14 protein-coding genes are annotated in these 16,323 nt (G+C 74.0%); 10 read left to right on the forward strand and 4 right to left on the reverse strand.

Annotated elements, in window-relative coordinates; genetic code table 11:
• The first annotated feature begins 75 nt into the window (after positions 1 to 75).
• Both FHX31_RS05560 and FHX31_RS05565 read left to right on the forward strand, forming a co-directional pair.
• Positions 76 to 654 (forward strand): TetR/AcrR family transcriptional regulator, encoded by a 579-nt coding sequence (locus tag FHX31_RS05560; protein WP_013475647.1) that lies wholly within the window; start codon positions 76 to 78, stop codon positions 652 to 654.
• A 74-nt stretch (positions 655 to 728) separates the two neighbouring features.
• Positions 729 to 1,874 carry a polysaccharide pyruvyl transferase family protein gene (locus tag FHX31_RS05565; protein WP_114921088.1) on the forward strand — a complete coding sequence of 382 codons (1,146 nt, stop codon included), beginning with the start codon at positions 729 to 731 and terminating at the stop codon, positions 1,872 to 1,874.
• 9 nt (positions 1,875 to 1,883) lie between these two features.
• Here the strand turns inward: FHX31_RS05565 and FHX31_RS05570 are convergent, their stop codons facing one another.
• Complete coding sequence (locus FHX31_RS05570) at positions 1,884 to 2,090, reverse strand: hypothetical protein (RefSeq protein WP_114921087.1); 207 nt, start codon at positions 2,088 to 2,090, stop codon at positions 1,884 to 1,886.
• 85 nt (positions 2,091 to 2,175) lie between these two features.
• Between FHX31_RS05570 and FHX31_RS05575 the strand changes: the two genes are divergently transcribed.
• Positions 2,176 to 2,697, forward strand: a complete 522-nt coding sequence (locus tag FHX31_RS05575; protein WP_114921086.1) for a DinB family protein — start codon at positions 2,176 to 2,178, stop codon at positions 2,695 to 2,697.
• 4 nt (positions 2,698 to 2,701) lie between these two features.
• Here the strand turns inward: FHX31_RS05575 and FHX31_RS05580 are convergent, their stop codons facing one another.
• Positions 2,702 to 3,562 (reverse strand): carbohydrate kinase family protein, encoded by an 861-nt coding sequence (locus tag FHX31_RS05580; RefSeq protein WP_114921085.1) that lies wholly within the window; start codon positions 3,560 to 3,562, stop codon positions 2,702 to 2,704.
• A gap of 85 nt (positions 3,563 to 3,647) precedes the next feature.
• Here FHX31_RS05580 and FHX31_RS05585 point away from each other — a divergent pair, with 85 nt between their 5' ends.
• The gene (locus FHX31_RS05585; RefSeq protein ID WP_184975330.1) at positions 3,648 to 6,959 is read left to right on the forward strand and encodes a DEAD/DEAH box helicase; all 3,312 of its coding nucleotides are present in this window, start codon (positions 3,648 to 3,650) and stop codon (positions 6,957 to 6,959) included.
• Positions 6,956 to 8,002, forward strand: coding sequence for an SWIM zinc finger family protein (locus FHX31_RS05590; protein WP_184975333.1), 1,047 nt, complete (start codon positions 6,956 to 6,958; stop codon positions 8,000 to 8,002). The genes FHX31_RS05585 and FHX31_RS05590 overlap by 4 nt, the downstream gene beginning before the upstream one ends.
• A gap of 51 nt (positions 8,003 to 8,053) precedes the next feature.
• Here FHX31_RS05590 and FHX31_RS05595 read toward each other — a convergent pair whose 3' ends face one another.
• Entirely contained in the window at positions 8,054 to 8,311 is a 258-nt protein-coding gene (locus FHX31_RS05595; RefSeq protein ID WP_018787065.1) for a DUF3040 domain-containing protein, read from the reverse strand.
• 450 nt (positions 8,312 to 8,761) lie between these two features.
• Here FHX31_RS05595 and FHX31_RS05600 point away from each other — a divergent pair, with 450 nt between their 5' ends.
• The 5 genes from FHX31_RS05600 (at position 8,762) to FHX31_RS05620 (ending at position 15,018) form a co-directional block, all read left to right on the forward strand.
• The gene (locus tag FHX31_RS05600) at positions 8,762 to 10,807 is read left to right on the forward strand and encodes a DUF1800 domain-containing protein (RefSeq protein ID WP_091331054.1); all 2,046 of its coding nucleotides are present in this window, start codon (positions 8,762 to 8,764) and stop codon (positions 10,805 to 10,807) included.
• A gap of 14 nt (positions 10,808 to 10,821) precedes the next feature.
• Entirely contained in the window at positions 10,822 to 12,195 is a 1,374-nt protein-coding gene (locus tag FHX31_RS05605) for a DUF1501 domain-containing protein (RefSeq protein ID WP_402883839.1), read from the forward strand.
• A complete protein-coding gene (locus FHX31_RS05610; RefSeq protein WP_184975339.1) occupies positions 12,192 to 13,607 on the forward strand; it encodes a ferric reductase-like transmembrane domain-containing protein in 1,416 nt (471 codons plus the stop codon). The genes FHX31_RS05605 and FHX31_RS05610 overlap by 4 nt, the downstream gene beginning before the upstream one ends.
• Positions 13,608 to 13,621: 14 nt before the next feature.
• Positions 13,622 to 14,215, forward strand: coding sequence for an FMN-binding protein (locus FHX31_RS05615; protein WP_013287793.1), 594 nt, complete (start codon positions 13,622 to 13,624; stop codon positions 14,213 to 14,215).
• Between the two features lie 74 nt (positions 14,216 to 14,289).
• Positions 14,290 to 15,018 (forward strand): FAD:protein FMN transferase, encoded by a 729-nt coding sequence (locus FHX31_RS05620; RefSeq protein WP_184975342.1) that lies wholly within the window; start codon positions 14,290 to 14,292, stop codon positions 15,016 to 15,018.
• Between the two features lie 480 nt (positions 15,019 to 15,498).
• Here FHX31_RS05620 and FHX31_RS05625 read toward each other — a convergent pair whose 3' ends face one another.
• On the reverse strand, positions 15,499 to 16,170 hold the full coding sequence (locus FHX31_RS05625) for a bifunctional DNA primase/polymerase (RefSeq protein ID WP_091331058.1): 672 nt from the start codon (positions 16,168 to 16,170) through the stop codon (positions 15,499 to 15,501).
• Between the last annotated feature and the right edge of the window lie 153 nt (positions 16,171 to 16,323).

The following is a 16,323-nucleotide window of genomic DNA, read 5'->3' on the forward strand; positions in this document are numbered from 1 at the left end:
AGGTGATCCACGACGGCTGTCGTGGTTCGGCGATGAATGTACAACACCTGTCGTGGTTATTGCTAGTGTGTTCGCGTGGCCAGGAATCCGGAACGCCGTACCCTGCTCGCCGACGCCGGCCTGCGGGTGCTCGCCGAGGCGGGCGCGCGCGGGCTGACCCACCGGGCGGTCGACGCCGAGGCGGGCGTGCCCACCGGCACCACCTCGAACTACTTCCCGTCCCGCGCGGCGCTGCTCGCCGGACTGGCCGAACGCATCTTCGACCGGATCGCGCCCGACCCGGCCGTGCTGGCCGACCTCGGCCGCCGCGAGCCGTCGCTCGCGCTGATGACCGACTACCTGCGCGACATCGTCGCCCGCACCACCCGCGAACCGGGCCTCACCCGGGCGCTGTTCGAGCTGCGGCTGGAGGCCGCCCGCCGCCCGGAGCTGCGGGCCGCGCTCGGCGGCGTGCTGCGCCAGGGGTACGCCGACGACGTCGCCCACCACACCGCCGCCGGACTGCCGGGCGGGGCGTACGAGGTGGCGCTGCTGCACTTCGCGGTCGACGGGCTCCTGCTCGACCTGCTCACCACCTCGATCGACGCCGGGTTCGACACCGATCAGGTGGTCTCGGACCTCGTCTCCCGTCTGGTCGGCGAAGCCACCGGTTGAGCCTCCTCGCCGTGCGTTAACCCGGGGCGGCCAGCGGGAACGCTGGCGCGGACGCCCCTGGGAAGGAGCAACGGATGAGGGAACGCACCGGACTGACCATCGGCGTGCTCGGCTCCTACGGCGGTCGCAACCTCGGCGACGAGGCGATCCTCACGGGTCTGCTGGACGATCTGCGCCGCCACGAGCCCCATGCCCGGATCATCGTCTTCTCCCGCAACCCGGCGCACACCGCGCTGGCCCACCCCGAGGTCGAGGCGGTGCCGTGGGAGGGCGTCAGCCGGGTCGACTCGTCCCCGGTGCTCAACCAGCTCGACCTGCTCATCCTCGGCGGCGGCGGGATCCTCTACGACAAGGAGGCCCGGCGCTACCTGCGGGTGGTCCGGGTCGCCCAGGAGCGCGGGCTGCCGCTGATCACGTACGCGGTAGGGGTCGGCCCGCTCACCGACACGCTGGACAGCGGCATGGTGCGCGAGACGCTGGCGCAGGCCGTCGAGGTGACAGTCCGCGACCAGGAGTCCCGGATGGTGCTGGAGGAGGCCGGCCTGGTCAACCCGATCACCGTCACCGCCGACCCGGCGTTCCTGCTCGAACCGGAGGAGTTCCCCCAGCAGTGGCTGCGTGAGGAGGGCGTACCGGCCGGCTCCCGGCTGGTCGGGCTGAGCGTGCGCGAGCCGGGCCGGGCCGCCGAACGGCTCGACGTGGACGGCTACCACCGCCTGCTCGCCCAGATCGGTGACTTCCTGGTGCACCGGATCGACGCGTACGTGCTGTTCGTGCCGATGGAACGCGACGACATCCGGCACTCCCACGGCGTGCTGTCGCACATGACCGCCGCCGATCGGGGCCGGATCCTGCACGGCGACTACCGTCCGGCGCAGATCCTCGGCCTGATGCGCCACTTCGACCTCGCGGTCGGCATGCGCCTGCACTTCCTGATCTTCGCGGCCATGATGGGCACGCCGTTCCTGCCGCTGCCGTACGCCGGAAAGGTCTTCGACCTGGCCCAGCGCCTCGGTGTGCCGGCGCTGCGCGGCGTGGAACGCGAGGTGGAGGGCCCGTTGCTGGCCGAGGTGGACCGGCTGTGGGACGAGCGGGAGGCCCGGGCCGACGCGACCGCGCGCCGGGTCGCTGAGGTGTGCGAGCAGGCGCGCGGCACCTCGCAGGTGACCCGCAGCGTGCTGGACAGCATCCGGGCCCGCACGCTGACGCACGCGCTGTGAGCCGGGCCGTCAGACCGCCGGGCCGCGCCAGGCGTAGACCCACTCGCGGCCCGGCTGGTCGCTCGACTCCAGCTCGTAGATCTGCGCCTCCGCGAGCCCCTGCGGCCCGAGGTGGTGGTGGGTCAGCGGCGGGCGGCCGTTGACGTCCAGCTCGACGGTGACGGTCTCGCCGTCGGCCGCGCCGCCCACCAGGGGGATCTGCACCGTGGAAGCCATGCGCCCATCCTGCCCCGGCCGGCCCGCCCGCGCAGGGGATCACGCGGGGCAGCGGGGCTAGCACACCGCGTACTAGGGTCCGGGGATGGCGCACCCGACGATCGATCCGACACTCGGTCCGGTCCTCGCCCGCACGGGCGGCGAACGGGCGATCCTCGACGCGTTCCTCGACTTCCACCGGGGCACCGTGCTGCGCAAGACGCGCGGCCTGACCGACGCCGACGCCGCCCGGCGCCTGGTGCCCTCGCTGACCACCCTGGCCGGGCTGCTCAAGCACCTGACGGTGGTCGAGGGGAACTGGTTCCGCTGCCTGTTCGACCCCGAGCCGGGCGACGTCTACGTCACCTCCCAGGCCGACGCCGACGCCAGCTTCACGCTGGGCGCCGGCGACACCGTCGAGTCGCTCGTCGCCGCGTACGAGGCGGCGTGCGACGAGTCCCGCCGGGTCGCCGCCCGGTTCGACCTCGACCACGTGGTGCCGCACCCGCAGCTCGGCGAGGTGTCGCTGCGCTGGGTGCTGGTGCACCTGATCGAGGAGACCGCCCGGCACGCCGGGCACGCCGACATCCTGCGCGAGCTGACCGACGGCGAGACCGGCGCGATCTGACGGGTCACTCGCGGGGCAGCAGCCCGTCCGGATACTCCATCCCGTCGTGGGTGCAGGCGGCGGCCGCCACCCGGGCGGCGTACCTGGCCGCGTCGAGGACGCCCGCGCCACGCAGCCGGGCGGCGATCACCCCGGCCGCGAACGCGTCCCCGGCACCGTTGGTGTCCACCACCGGTCCGGGCGGGGTGGCGGCGGGCACGTGCGTCGGTGGCACGCCGGGCGTGTGCAGCGTCGCGCCCGCCGCCCCGCCGGTGACCAGCACCGTGCGCGGCGCCAGCTCCGCCGCCTCCTTGGCGGCCCGCTCGCCGAGCCGCGTGTCGCTGACGAAGACCAGGTCCGCGATCCGGGCGAACGGGCGGTGGTAGTCGTTCTCGCCGTCCCAGTCGTGCAGGTCGGTGGAGACCGACGTGGCGGCGCGCAGCACCGGAAGTGCGTCCCGGGCCCAGTCCATGATCGACAGGTGGACGTGGGTCGCCTCGGCGACGAGAGCGGCCAGCTCCGCCTCGCCGAACGGCGCCGGCCCCGACCAGGGACGCGGGTCGTGCAGCGACATTCGCCGCCCCGCCGGGTCGACCAGGTTCACCGAGCGGCGGGTACCGGCCGGCGCGTCCGCGAGCGTGGTCCGGATCGAGGTACGCGCCAGCGCCGCCCGCACCACGTCCCCGGCCGCGTCGGCACCGAGCACGTCGACGAGCGCCACCCGCAGGCCGAGCGCGTGCGCGGCCAGCGCGACCCCGGAGCCGGTGTTGCCGATCCGCAGGTCGATCGGCGGCACCAGCAGCGAGTCGGCGACGGGCGGCGGCAGCGCGGACACCTGGACGCGGATGTCCACGCCGAGCCCGCCGATCACGAGAAGGTCGACCATGGCGCCGACGATAGCGGCGCCCGGCGGCCTATCCTGACTCCCCGGGCGCCGTCTTCCGGCCCCGGGGCGTCGTCGAGGGGGAGCAGTGCTGGTCATCCACGGGTTGTGGCTGCCCGGCGCTGGGCTCGCCCTGTGGGCCGAGGACAGCACGCTCCCGGCCCGCGCGCCCCGCCGCCCCGGCCGCGTACCGCGCGAACGCCCGCACCCGTTCGCCGCCGACCACGCCGCGCTCGCCGCCGCGCTCGACGGCCCGCCCGGCGAGCCGATCTCCGTCCGGCTGGACCTGCCGACCCGGGCCGGCTCGCCGCTGGACTCGCCGGAACTGGTCCGGGCCACCGTCGGGGAACCGGTCCGCGGCCCGGTCACCCGCGCCGGATGGCGCGCTCCCGCCCTGGGGTACGCCCCGGACGACGCGTACGCGCTGCTGCGCGCCCCGATGCCGGGCCCGGTCGGGGCGAGCCTGCGTCACCTGTGCGAGCTGGCCGGCTTCGCCGCCGACCTGGTCGTACGCGGCCGGCTGCTGCCGGTCGTGCTCGAGGCGTACCCCGGTGGTGGTGGACCCGACAGCGGATCGGCCGCGACCGGCGGGCGGACCTCGGCGCGGCGGTCACCGGCGGCCTCGGGCGCGGGTGTCGCGGGGGCCGGGCGGCGGCTGCGGGCCGTTGGGGTGGACGACGTGGCGACCGGGTGGGCGCTCTGGCGGCCGCTGCTCACCGGCACCGATGCGGGCTGGGCGCGTGACCTGGCGACGGCGTTGCCACCGGCGGCCCGCGCCGCCCGGGAGTGGCAGCCCGAGCCCGGGGATGCACCTGCCGCCGTCGCGGCGGCGTCGGCCGGTGCGGGCGGTCCGACGGGCGGCGCGTGGGCCGGTGCGGGCGGTCCGACGGGCGGCGCGTGGGCCGGTGCGGGCGGTCCGACGGGCGGCGCGTGGGCCGGGCGGGCCGACGACATCGGGGCCGGTGAGCTGGTCGCGGAGGCGCTGGACGCGCTCGTCGACGCCGCCGCCCGGGTGGCGCTGACCGACACCCGGCTGCACCGGGGGATGCGCCCGGTCGGCGCGGTGCCGCGCTGGCTGGCCGCGCTCACCGGCCCGGAACGCGCCTTCCCGGCCGAGCCGGACGCGCTGGCGACGCTGCGCGACGAACTGGACGCCTGGCAGCGCGACGCCGCGGGCGGCGCGGTACGGGCCACGTTCCGCCTCGTCGAGCCGGCCGTCGACCCGGTCGCCGAACTGGTCGAGGACGCCGCCTGGCGGGTCGAGTTCGGCCTGCACCCGGCCGACGAGCCGGGACTCGTGGTCGACGCCGCACACATCTGGCAGCGGCCCGCACCGGCGCTCGCCGCCCGGGGCGTGGAACCCCAGGAGACGCTTCTCGCCGAGCTGGGCCGGGCCAGCCGGCTGTGGCCCGAGGTGGACGCCGCGCTGCGTACCGCCGCGCCCGAGGGAATGGAGCTGGACGCCGAGGGCGCGCACCGGTTCCTGCGCGAGGGCGCGCCGGTGCTGCACGCGGCCGGGTTCGGGGTGCTGCTGCCCTCGTGGTGGCGGCGCTCCTCGTCGCGGCTGGGGGCGCGGTTGCGGGCACGCAGCCGTACCGCCCCGGGCGCTGTCGCCACCACCGCCGGGAAGCTGGGGCTGGACGCGCTCGTCGACTACCGCTGGGAGCTGGCGCTCGGCGACGAGCCGCTGACCGCCGAGGAACTGGCGTCGCTGGCCGACCTGAAGTCGCCGCTGGTCCGCCTGCGCGGCCGGTGGGTCGAGCTGGACCCGCAGCGGCTGGAGGCCGGGCTGAAACTGCTGCGCTCCTCCGGCGAGCTGACAGTGGCCGACCTGCTGCGGATGGGACTGTCCGGTGACGACCGGGCCGGTGAGCTGCCGGTGCTGGACGTGGTCGCCGACGGCGCACTCGGCGACCTGCTCGCCGGTGAGGCGGAACGGCGTCTCACCCCGGCCGACCCGCCGCCGGGGTTCACCGGGACGCTGCGGCCGTACCAGCGGCGCGGGCTCGCCTGGCTGGCGTTCCTCCAGTCGCTCGGACTCGGCGGGATCCTCGCCGACGACATGGGCCTCGGCAAGACCGTGCAACTGCTCGCGCTGCTCGCCGGTGACCCGCCGGAAGCCGGGCCCACACTGCTGGTCTGCCCGATGTCGCTCGTCGGCAACTGGCAGCGCGAGGCGGCGAAGTTCGCGCCCGGGCTGCGCGTCCACGTGCACCACGGCGCCGAGCGCACCCGGGGCGAGGGCTTCGCCGCCGCAGTGGGCGAGGCGGACCTGGTGCTCACCACGTACTCGGTGGCCGCCCGGGACGCGTTCGAGCTGGCCGGCGTCGACTGGCACCGGGTGGTGGTGGACGAGGCGCAGGCGATCAAGAACGCCGCCACCCGCCAGGCCGAGGCGGTCCGGTCACTGCCCGCGCGGCACCGGGTCGCGGTCACCGGTACGCCGGTGGAGAACCGGCTCGCCGACCTCTGGTCGATCATGCAGTTCGCGAATCCGGGGCTGCTCGGCCCGGCCGCGACGTTCCGCAAGCGCTTCGCCGAACCGATCGAGCGGCACGGCGACGCCGAGGTGGCCGAGCGGCTGCGCCGGATCACCGGACCGTTCGTGCTGCGCCGCCTCAAGACCGACCCGACGATCATCACCGACCTGCCGGAGAAGCTGGAGATGGAGGTGGTCTGCAACCTCACCGCCGAACAGGCCGCCCTCTACCAGGCCGTGGTCGACGACATGATGGCGAAGATCGAGTCCAGCGACGGCATCGAGCGGCGCGGGCTCGTGCTCGCCACCATGACCCGGCTCAAGCAGGTCTGCAACCATCCCGCCCAGCTGCTGCACGACGGCTCCGTGCTGGACGGCCGGTCCGGCAAGCTGGAACGCCTCGACGAGATCGTCGACGAGGTGCTCGCGGCGGAGGAGAAGGCGCTGCTGTTCACCCAGTACGCCGAGTTCGGCGGCATGCTGCGCGGGCACCTGTCGGCGCGTACCGGCCGGGAGGTGCTGCTGTTGCACGGCGGCGTCGGCAAGGCCGAACGGGACGCCATGGTGACCCGGTTCCAGACGCCGCAGGGTCCGCCGCTGTTCGTCCTGTCGCTCAAGGCCGGCGGCACCGGGCTCACCCTGACCGCCGCCAACCACGTGGTGCACGTGGACCGGTGGTGGAACCCGGCCGTCGAGGACCAGGCCACCGACCGGGCGTTCCGCATCGGACAGCGCCGCCGCGTGCAGGTACGCAAGTTCGTCTGCGCCGGCACCGTCGAGGAGAAGGTGGCCGCGATGATCGCCGACAAGCGCAGCCTGGCCCGGTCGGTGGTGGGCAGCGGCGAGCAGTGGGTCACCGAGCTGTCCACCGACACGCTGCGCGACCTGTTCCGGCTGGAGTCCGGGGCGGTGGTCGAGTGAGCCCCGGTTTCGACGACTACGGCCCGCCGGTACGCGTCGAGGGCGGCCTCCGGGCGCGCAGCACCCGGGGCGCGATCGGGCAGTCCTGGTGGTCCCGGCGGTTCGTGGAGGTGCTGGAGTCGTTCGCGCTCGGCTCCCGGCTCACCCGCGGCCGGGCGTACGCGCGCCGGGGCCAGGTGCTCCGGCTGGACGTGTCGCCGGGCGAGGTCACCGCCGAGGTGCAGGGCTCCCGGCCACGGCCGTACCCGGTGCGGATCGGACTGGCCGCGTACCCGTCGAAGGTGTGGCGGCGACTGGAATCGGAGCTGGCCGGGCAGGCGTTCTTCAGCGCCCGGCTGCTCGCCGGTGACCTGCCGGCCGAACTGGAGGAGCTGTTCGCCGAGGCGGGCGCGCCGCTGTTCCCGGCCGAGATCGGCGAGCTGGACCAGCGCTGCGGCTGCCCGGATTTCGCGGTGCCGTGCAAACACCTGGCGGCCACGTTCTACCTGCTCGCCGAGGCGTTCGACGCGGACCCGTTCCACCTGCTGCACTGGCGTGGGCGGTCCCGCGCCGAGCTGCTGGACCGGCTGCGTACGCTGCGCGCCGCCGACGCCGGCAGCTCAGGTGGAACCGGCGGTGCCGGCGGAGCCGGTGGTGCGAGCGGGGCCGGTGGTGCGGGCGGAGCCGGTGGCGCGGGCGGAAACGGCGGTGCGGGCGCGGAGCCGGGCCCGGGTGCCGGGCCGGAGTCGGGCGCCGGGCCGGAGCCGGCCGGGACGACCGGTGTGCCGGTGGTCGGCGCGGCGCGGGCCCTGGCCGGGTTGCCGCCGGTCGAGGCGGAAGCCGAACCGGACCGGTTCTGGCTGTCACCGGTGCCGCTGCCGGACCGGCCGCCCACGCTCGCCACCGGCTCGGAGCTGCTGTTGCGCCAGCTCGGTTCACCCGGTGCCATGATCGGTGGGCCGGGCCTGGCCGAGCGGCTGCGCCGGGCGTACCGGGAGTTCGGTCGCGGCGAAGCCGCGTCCCCCAGGGAGTTCAGCCGCGGCGAGGCCGCAGGCGAGCGTTAATAAGGGGCCCTTCCTCTACCGGAAGCGTTAATAAGGGGCCCTTCCTTGCACCTAAAGGAGGCGGCGGCGGAAGCGCCACATCACTGCGGCGTTGGCGACGAGCACCACCGCGCAGATCGCCCCGGCGAGCCGTCCGACGAGCACTGTCATCGCCGGCAGCGACGCCCACAGCACGATCGTCAACAGCATCATGTACCGGCCCCGGCGGCCCTTGATCCGGCTGTCCAACCGGGCGAAGAAGCGTGGATCACTCTCCCGCAGATGACGGGTGATCTGTTCGAACCTGCGCTGATCCTCTTGGCTGAGCATGGCGGTGCCCTTCCCCTCACGGCTTCAGCGGTTCGGCGGCATACCCGGATCGGAGGCCGGTCACGCGCCGCCGCTGCTGCTGTTTCGCCGGACCGGACAGGCGGAACGAGGTTCTCAGCGCAGGCTTATCCGTACCTTAATTTTCGGTGAGGCGATGAACGCCCCCGGCGGCGTCGCCGCTGTGCGAAACCTCGCATCCGGGCAGTGCGCGTCCGGGTCGGCCCTGCTCCGGACGCCGCCGCGCCCCTGCCGCCGCGACGGGCCCTCCGCGGCGGGCCTGAGCACCGTCTTAAGTGCGCTCACGAGCGCGTTCGGCGCGCCTTGAGCGGCCGGGACGGCATGGCTACTTTCCCGTAGGCAACTTCTCCGGCAACCGTCGCCGCCCCTGCGCCACCCCGACCCCCATCGGGTGGCAGGCGTGCCGGCGCTCGAAGAAAACGGGATAGGTACATGGCCGACCTGAACGTGCCACCGCGTCGACCCCGGGACGACCGCGGCTGGGACGGATACCAGCACCCCCATCCGGACGGGTACCGCGACCCGCACGCGCCGCACCCCGGCGCCCACCCCGCCCAGGGCCCGCAGTGGGTCGGGCCGAACGGCTTCGCCCCCGCCGCGCCGGCACCCGCCGGCTACCCCCAGTCCGGCGGTTACGCCCAGCCCGCCGGCGGGTACGGCCCGCCGCCCGGTGGCGGACTGCCCGACCTGGACGACGACGGCGACGAGGCCCCGAAGCGGGGCCGGCGCCGGGCGCTGGCCACCCTCGGCGGTGCCGTGGTGGTCGCCGGTGGCGCCGCCCTGGCCATGTCCCCGCAGGTGCGCGGCCTGTTCAGTGACGCGCCGGCCGGTGACGCCACCGGTACGGTGACCACCGACGGCAACGCGGCCCGGCCCAGCGGCCAGCAGCCCAGCACGGTACGGACCTACACCGAGCAGAACGAGAGCTACATGGGCTCCCGGGCCGGCGAGGCGCTCAAGCGCAACGCGCCGTCCGGTGGCCGGCTCTACGGCAGCCCGGCCGCCGCCGCCGAGGCGACCAAGGTGACTGTGAAGACGGTCCTCGCCAAGGACCCGATCCGGCACCTCGCCACCCGCACCACGTTCGCCGCCACCCCGAAGGTGATGGCCGACATCAAGCGGCTCGGCATCGACGACTGGCTGCGCCAGCAGCTCGAACCGGAGAAGATCGCCCCGACGAAGGCCGAGCTGAAGCTGGCCGAGCTGCAGTCGCTCAAGCTCAGCCCGACGCAGCTGCGCGACCAGCGCGAGCAGCTCAACGAGAAGGGCGTCGACCCGGCCCGGGAGACGGTGGACGCCACCATCGCCCGGCAGATCTGGTCGGACCGGCAGCTCTTCGAGGTGATGGTCGACTTCTGGAACGACTTCCTGCACGTCGCCGCCGACTTCGACGGCGGGGAGAACTACCGCAACGCGTTCGACCGGGACGTCATCCGCAAGCACGCGTTGGGCAGCTACCCGGAGATGCTCGTCGCCGCGAACAAGCACCCGGCGCTGCTGCTCTACCTGAACCAGGTCGACTCGCGTAAGGACGCGGTCAACGAGAACCTGGCCCGGGAGAACCTGGAGCTGTACTCGGTCGGCGTCGACGGCGGCTACACCGAGAAGGACGTCCGCCAGGCCGCGCTGCTCCAGACCGGACGCGGTGTCGCCGACGGCAAGTACAAGTTCTTCGCCGAGCGGCACTACCTCGGCAAGGTGAAGATCCTCGGGTTCAGCCACGCCAACAACTCCGACGACCCGGTGGCCGCCGACAAGGTCATCGACTCGTACATCCGCTACATCGCGATGCACCCGTCGACCGCCCGGTACGTGGCACAGAACCTCGCCACCCGGTTCGTCTCCGACACCCCGCCGAAGTCCGTGGTGGACCGGCTCGCGAAGGCGTACACCACGAACAAGGGGCAGATCCGGCCGGTGCTGGCGACGCTGTTCAGCTCCTCGGAGTTCTGGGCGGCGATCGGCCAGAAGGTACGCCGCCCGATGGAGTACCTGGTCGCCACGTACCGGGTGCTCGGCGTCTCGCCGGACGCGGCCCCCGGCTTCACCGGCGACAACCGGCGCACCCCGTTCGCGCAGGGCCTGCGGCAGATCCAAGACAAGATGCGCGAACTCGGCCAGTACCCGATGGGCAAGCCCACCCCGGACGGCTACGCCGACGTCTACCTGGCCTGGACCTCGGCCGGGACGATGATCGACGGCTGGAACGAGGCCGGTGACCTGATCGGCGGCTGGCGCAAGCAGTTCACTTTCGTCAAGCCGGAGAAGCTGGTCGCGAAGCCGCCGGCCACCGCCGGGGCGTACGTGGACGCGCTGGCCCAGCGGCTGGTGCAGCAGAAGCTCAGCGCCAAGGAGAAGAAGCTCGTGCTCGCCGTGGCCGGTGTGGCCGAGAGCGCCAAGGTCGACGCCACCTTCAACGGGGCCATCGCCGCTGTCGCGCGGACGATCCTCGCGTCCCCCCAGCACCACCTCCGGTGAGGCATTCGATGGAGATGACCGTGAACCCGTACCCCCTGCACCCCGAGTGCCCCGACCTGCAGCGGCTGGCCGACAACCCGGCCGAGGCGCTGCTGCGCGCGGAGGCGGACATCGTCGCGGCCGAGAACGCGGCCGAGACCGACCGGTACCGCCGGCTGGAGGAGATCGAGGAGGCGCAGCAGGACGGCCGGGGCGTCACCCGGCGTACCTTCGTCGCCGGCGCCGCCGCGACCGCGACCGCGCTCGCGACGGCGCAGTTCGTCACCACCTCGGCGTCGTTCGCCGCGACCAAGACCGGCACGCTGATCCACGTCTTCCTCTACGGCGGGCTGGACGGGCTGAGCCTTGTCGCACCGGCCGACGACCCGGTGCTCGCCAAGGCGCGCCCCGACCTGCTGCTCGGTGACGACTCGCTGGCGCTGGCCCGCGGCTTCAAGCTGACCAGCGCGTTCGCGCCGCTGGAGAAGTGGCTCAAGGCCGGGCAGCTCGGCTTCGTGCCGGCCGTGTCGGACCCGCGGCTGTCCCGCAGCCACTTCCAGGCCGCCGACGCGTGCAACCTGGGCGGCCTGCCCGGCGAGACCGGCGGCCGGGGCTGGCTGGACAGCCTGGTCGACTCGCTCGGCAAGGGCACCGCGTTCCGCAGCGTCGGCATCGGCAGCACGCTGCCCCGCTCGCTCGTCGGCGTGAACGGCGCGATCTCCCTCAACAGCGTCGGCGACCTGCGGCTCAACGGCGACGACAAGTTCCGCGCGGCCACCGAGAAGGCGATCCGCGGCCTGTTCACCGGCATCAACCACCCGGTCGAGGAGGCGGTCATCGAGGGCATGGGCGCGCTCGCCACCGCCCAGAAGCTCGCCGCCAAGCCGTACGCCGCCGCCGAGGGCGTCGAGTACCAGGGCGTCGGGAACGCGTTCAAGCAGCTCGCCCAGCTCATCAAGGGCGGCGCGAACGTGCGGGTGGCGACGGTCGGCATGGGCGGCTACGACACCCACGAGAACCAGGGCACCCGCGAGGGCGGCCAGCTCTGGCGGCGGCTCAACGAACTGGCGAACGCGATGGCCGCGTTCTTCACCGACCTGGGCGACCGGTCGGCGGACGTGACCATCATGGTGTCCAGCGAGTTCGGCCGGCGGGTCGGCTCGAACGGCGGCGGCACCGACCACGGGCACGGCGGTGTGGTCACCGTGCTGTCCGGCCGCAAGCTGGCCGGTTCGCTGCTCGGCACCTGGAACGGACTGGACAAGCTGGACAGCGGCGACGTGCCGGAATACAACAACATGTTCAACGTCTACGGATCGGTCGCGCAGGGACGCTTCGGCCTGACCACCGCCCAGGTGGACAAGGTCTTCCCCCGGCAGAAGTTCACCCCGGTCAAGATCTACGCGTGACGTACCAGGACACCCGCGCCGCCGGCCGTCGTACCGGGCATCCCGCCCCGTACGGCGGCCGTCCGGCTGCCCCCGTACCCCCGGGTCGTCCGCGCCGCGGACCCGGCGGCCGGCGGGCGCTCGCCGTGCTCTTCTGGCTGGGCCTGGTCGCCGCGGTCCTGCCGTGGTGGCTGGACACCCCGGCCGGATCGCTCGCCGACACCGCCGACCTGCTCACCGCCGGTGGCCGGATCACCGGGCTGCTCGCCGGCTACCTGCTGCTGGTCCAGGTGCTGATGATGAGCCGGCTCGGCGTGCTGGAACGCGCGCTCGGCGGCGAGCGGATCTCCCGGCTGCATCGGGACCTCGGCGCGACGCTGCTGGTGGCGGTGCTCGCGCACATGTCGCTGCTGGTGGTCGGCTACTCCCGCCAGGAACGCAAGACGGTGCTCGGCGAGGTCGGCGCGCTGCTGACCGACTACGAGGACATGGTCTCCGCGTTCGTCGCCGCGGGCATCCTGGTCGCTGTCGCGTTCACCGCGGTACGCGCGGTGCGGCGCCGCCTGCCGTACGAGCTGTGGCACCTGCTGCACGCCGCCAGCTACCTCACGCTGCTGCTCGGGTACGCGCACCAGTTCAGCAACGGCGCGCAGCTCTACGAACCCGGTCCGGTGCGTACCGGCTGGATCGCCGCGTACCTGCTGGTGGTGGCCGCGCTGGTGTGGGGCCGGATGCTCGCCCCGCTGGTGTTCAACGTGCGGCACCGGCTGCGCGTCGCCGACGTGGTGGCGGAGAGCCCGGACACCGTCTCGGTCTACCTGACCGGGCAACGGCTCAACCAGATCGACCTGCTCGGCGGCCAGTTCTTCCGCTGGCGCTTCCTCAACCCCGGCTGCTGGTGGCAGTCGCACCCGTTCTCCGTCTCCGCCGCCGCCAACGACAGGTGGCTGCGGATCACCGTCAAGGTCGTCGGCGGGTACACCGCCGAGCTGCGCGACCTCACGCCCGGCACCCGGGTCTGGGCGCAGGGCCCCTCCGGTACGTTCACCGCCGCGCACCGCACCCGGGAACGGGCGCTGCTCATCGCCGGGGGCAGCGGCATCGCGCCGCTGCGGGCGATGCTGGAGGAGCTGCCGCCCGGCGCGGCGCTGATCTACCGGGCGCGTACCCCCGCCGACGTGCTGCTGCACCAGGAGCTGGACTGGCTCGCGCAGGCCCGGCAGACCTCCGTCTGGTACGTCGTCGGCCGCCGTGACGACCCCGGCCCCCGCCAGGTGATGAACCCCGACGGCCTGCGCCGGCTCGTGCCCGACCTGATCCGCCGCGACGTCTACCTGTGCGGCCCCGGCGGTCTGGTCGACGAGGCAGTCGCCGCGCTGCGTGCGGCAGGCGTGCCCCGCCGCCAGATCCACCTGACCGCGTTCGAGCTGTAGGAGAGGCACCGCCCATGCGTCGCGCGCTGCTCGCGATCACCGGACTGGCCGCCGGCACCACTGCACTGGTGGTGCTCAAGGGCGCGCCGGGCGCCGGGCAGGCCGGAGCGGACGTACCGGCCGCGCTGGCCCCGGTCGCCCCGGGCGGCTCCGCCGCGCCCGAGCCGCCCTCGCCCACCGGCTCCGCGCCCGGCGTCACCCCGTCGCCGCGCGCCTCGTCGAAGCCGACCCCGAAGCCGTCCGCCGACCGCAGCGCGGCCAGCCGCGGTGGCACCCGCACGCGCACCACACCGGCCGCGCCCCGCACCACCACCAGCGCGCCCAAGGCCACCACCCGCACGGTGACCGGGCCGTCGGTCACCTACGAGTACGGCTCGCTCCAGGTCCGGATCACGCTCAGCGGAAGCCGGATCGTCGACGCCACGGCGATCGGACTGCCGCTGGGCGGGCAGTCCGGGCAGCGCAGCGACGACGTGCAGGCCCGCTACAGCGGCACCTCCGGCGAGGTCGTGGCCCGGCAGAGCGCCAACCTGAGCACCGTGTCCGGAGCCACCTACACCAGCACCGCGTACAAGCAGTCGTTGCAGGCCGCGCTGGACAAGGCGTGACCGTGCCGGCTCATGCCGGTGCCGTCGGTCCCGGTCCGTTCGCCCGGCGCGGCCTTCGCCGGGTCGAACACATCATGGGTACGGCGATCAGCCTCGACCTGGCCGACGACCTGCCCCCGGAGACCCTGCACGAGCTGGCCGAGGACACGTTCGGCTGGCTGCGCGAGGTGGACGCGCGGTTCAGCACGTACCGCGACGACAGCGAGGTGTGCCGGATCGACCGGGGCGAGCTGCGGGTCGCCGACGCCTCCGCCGACCTGCGGGCCGTGCTGGCCGCCTGCGCCGACCTGTGGACCGCCACCGACGGGTTCTTCGACGCGTACGCGACCGGTCGTCTCGACCCGTCCGGCTACGTGAAGGGCTGGGCGGCGCAGGTCGCCTCGGACCGGCTGGTCGCCGCGGGCGCGCCGAACCACTGCGTGAACGCGGGCGGCGACGTGCGCGTACGCGGCCACGACGCGGCCGGTGAGCCGTGGCGGATCGGGGTGCGGCATCCGTGGGACGCGGGGGCGACCTGTCTGGTGCTGACCGGCACCGACATGGCGGTCGCCACCTCCGGCGTGTACGAGCGCGGCCACCACGTGGTCGACCCGCGCCGGGGCGTACCGGCGACGGGCTTGCGGTCGGTGACTGTGGTGGGTCCGGACCTGGGCGTGGCCGACGCTTATGCGACAGCGGCGGTGGCGATGGGCGCATCGGGCCTGCCCTGGCTGGACCGCCTACCGTCCCCGTGGCAGCACGCCGTGGTCACGGACGAGGCACACCAACACCACTCCCGAACCCTCCCCACCCTCCCCACCTGACCCGCTGCCCCGGGCCCCTGCCCCTGCCCCGTCGATCATGAAGTTAGCGGCACCGACGCCCGGCGTGTCGCACCGCCAACTTCATGATCAACGGTGCGTTGAGCGGGCTGGGGGAGAGGGAGGGGAGTGGGAGGGGAGAGACAGGGGTGGGTCAGCGGAGGGGGCGGTGGAGGATGGCGGGGCGGGAGCCGGTGGGGCGAGGACGGCCGGGGCGCACGCCCAGCGGTCGGGTGAAGGCCCACGGGTGCAGGCGGCGGCGGGGCCGCGCCGGCTCGGTACCGCCGGTGTGGCGGGCAGCGTCGTCCCTGGACATGGTCAAACCCCCGCTCTGGCGCGGACGCGCCCTCGCCAGGAACAACGAGCCCGGTGCCGGGGAGGTCGCTGTCGGCCACCCGTCCGGGTCACCGGACCCGCTGTGACCAGGGAGAACGCTCGGCGTCGGAGCACGCGTTGCGGAAGCACCGGCCGGGTGCTGGGAGGTCAGCGGCCGCGGCGGGGCAGCGGGAGATGACCGGGCAGCAGTTCCGCGCCGAACGTGACGCCGGCCGCCCGTAACGCGGCGATCAGCGCGTTCTGCACCAGGTACGAGTCGGGTAGCTGCCACCGGGCCTGCTCGGGCGCGACCACCCAGCGCACCGTCCCCTCGGGCAGCCGGGTCGGTGGCGCCGGGATCCACGAGCCGGGTCCGTGGCGTACCACGTGGAAGCAGTGCTCCAGCTCGGGCCGCAGCGGGTCGCCGGGGCGTACCAGGAACATCCAGCGGCCGGTCGGGGTGACCAGCGCAGGGCCGCGTACGCCGAAGCCGGCGGGGTGGGTGGCGACCGCTTCCAGGACCTGCCGGCCCAGGTGGGCGGCGACCTCCAGGACGTCGAAGGCGCGGCCGGTGGGCAGCAGGATGCCGTGCGGGCGGCTGCGCCACCAGGTGGCCACCCGGGCCGGGTCGGCGCTGGCGGCGTGTTCCCAGTCCTCCAGCGCCGGGTGGCAGCCCACTGTGGGACAGCCGGCCCGCCCGCAGACGAAGCGGCTGTTCGCCAGGCAGGCGCCGGGGGTGACCGGCCAGCCGTGCAGCGCGTACCGCACCGCGACGCGGCGCAGCCGGACCCGTTCCAGCGGCGAGAGGTGAGCGACGCGCGGTCGGACGTTCCTCCACATGTCTGTCGTCCCCTCTGGTCCCGCCGAACCGTCCACAAGCCACACGTCGAAAGCCGTCACTGCCGTAACCCACGCTCGTTGAGGTGACTAACGGTCGGTGCAACTTGCACGAAAACTACGAGAACTGGCTGGACGGTGGACGCACAACCTGTG

The sequence above is a fragment of the Micromonospora sp. CNZ286 genome (genome assembly GCF_014207755.1).

Coding starts and splice junctions, on each gene's coding strand:
- FHX31_RS05565 (WP_114921088.1), top strand. CDS start 729: ATGAGGGAACGCACCGGACTGACCATCGGCGTGCTCGGCTCCTACGGC.
- FHX31_RS05570 (WP_114921087.1), bottom strand. CDS start 2,090: ATGGCTTCCACGGTGCAGATCCCCCTGGTGGGCGGCGCGGCCGACGGC.
- FHX31_RS05575 (WP_114921086.1), top strand. CDS start 2,176: ATGGCGCACCCGACGATCGATCCGACACTCGGTCCGGTCCTCGCCCGC.
- FHX31_RS05580 (WP_114921085.1), bottom strand. CDS start 3,562: ATGGTCGACCTTCTCGTGATCGGCGGGCTCGGCGTGGACATCCGCGTC.
- FHX31_RS05595 (WP_018787065.1), bottom strand. CDS start 8,311: ATGCTCAGCCAAGAGGATCAGCGCAGGTTCGAACAGATCACCCGTCAT.
- FHX31_RS05600 (WP_091331054.1), top strand. CDS start 8,762: ATGGCCGACCTGAACGTGCCACCGCGTCGACCCCGGGACGACCGCGGC.
- FHX31_RS05605 (WP_402883839.1), top strand. CDS start 10,822: ATGACCGTGAACCCGTACCCCCTGCACCCCGAGTGCCCCGACCTGCAG.
- FHX31_RS05615 (WP_013287793.1), top strand. CDS start 13,622: ATGCGTCGCGCGCTGCTCGCGATCACCGGACTGGCCGCCGGCACCACT.
- FHX31_RS05620 (WP_184975342.1), top strand. CDS start 14,290: ATGGGTACGGCGATCAGCCTCGACCTGGCCGACGACCTGCCCCCGGAG.
- FHX31_RS05625 (WP_091331058.1), bottom strand. CDS start 16,170: ATGTGGAGGAACGTCCGACCGCGCGTCGCTCACCTCTCGCCGCTGGAA.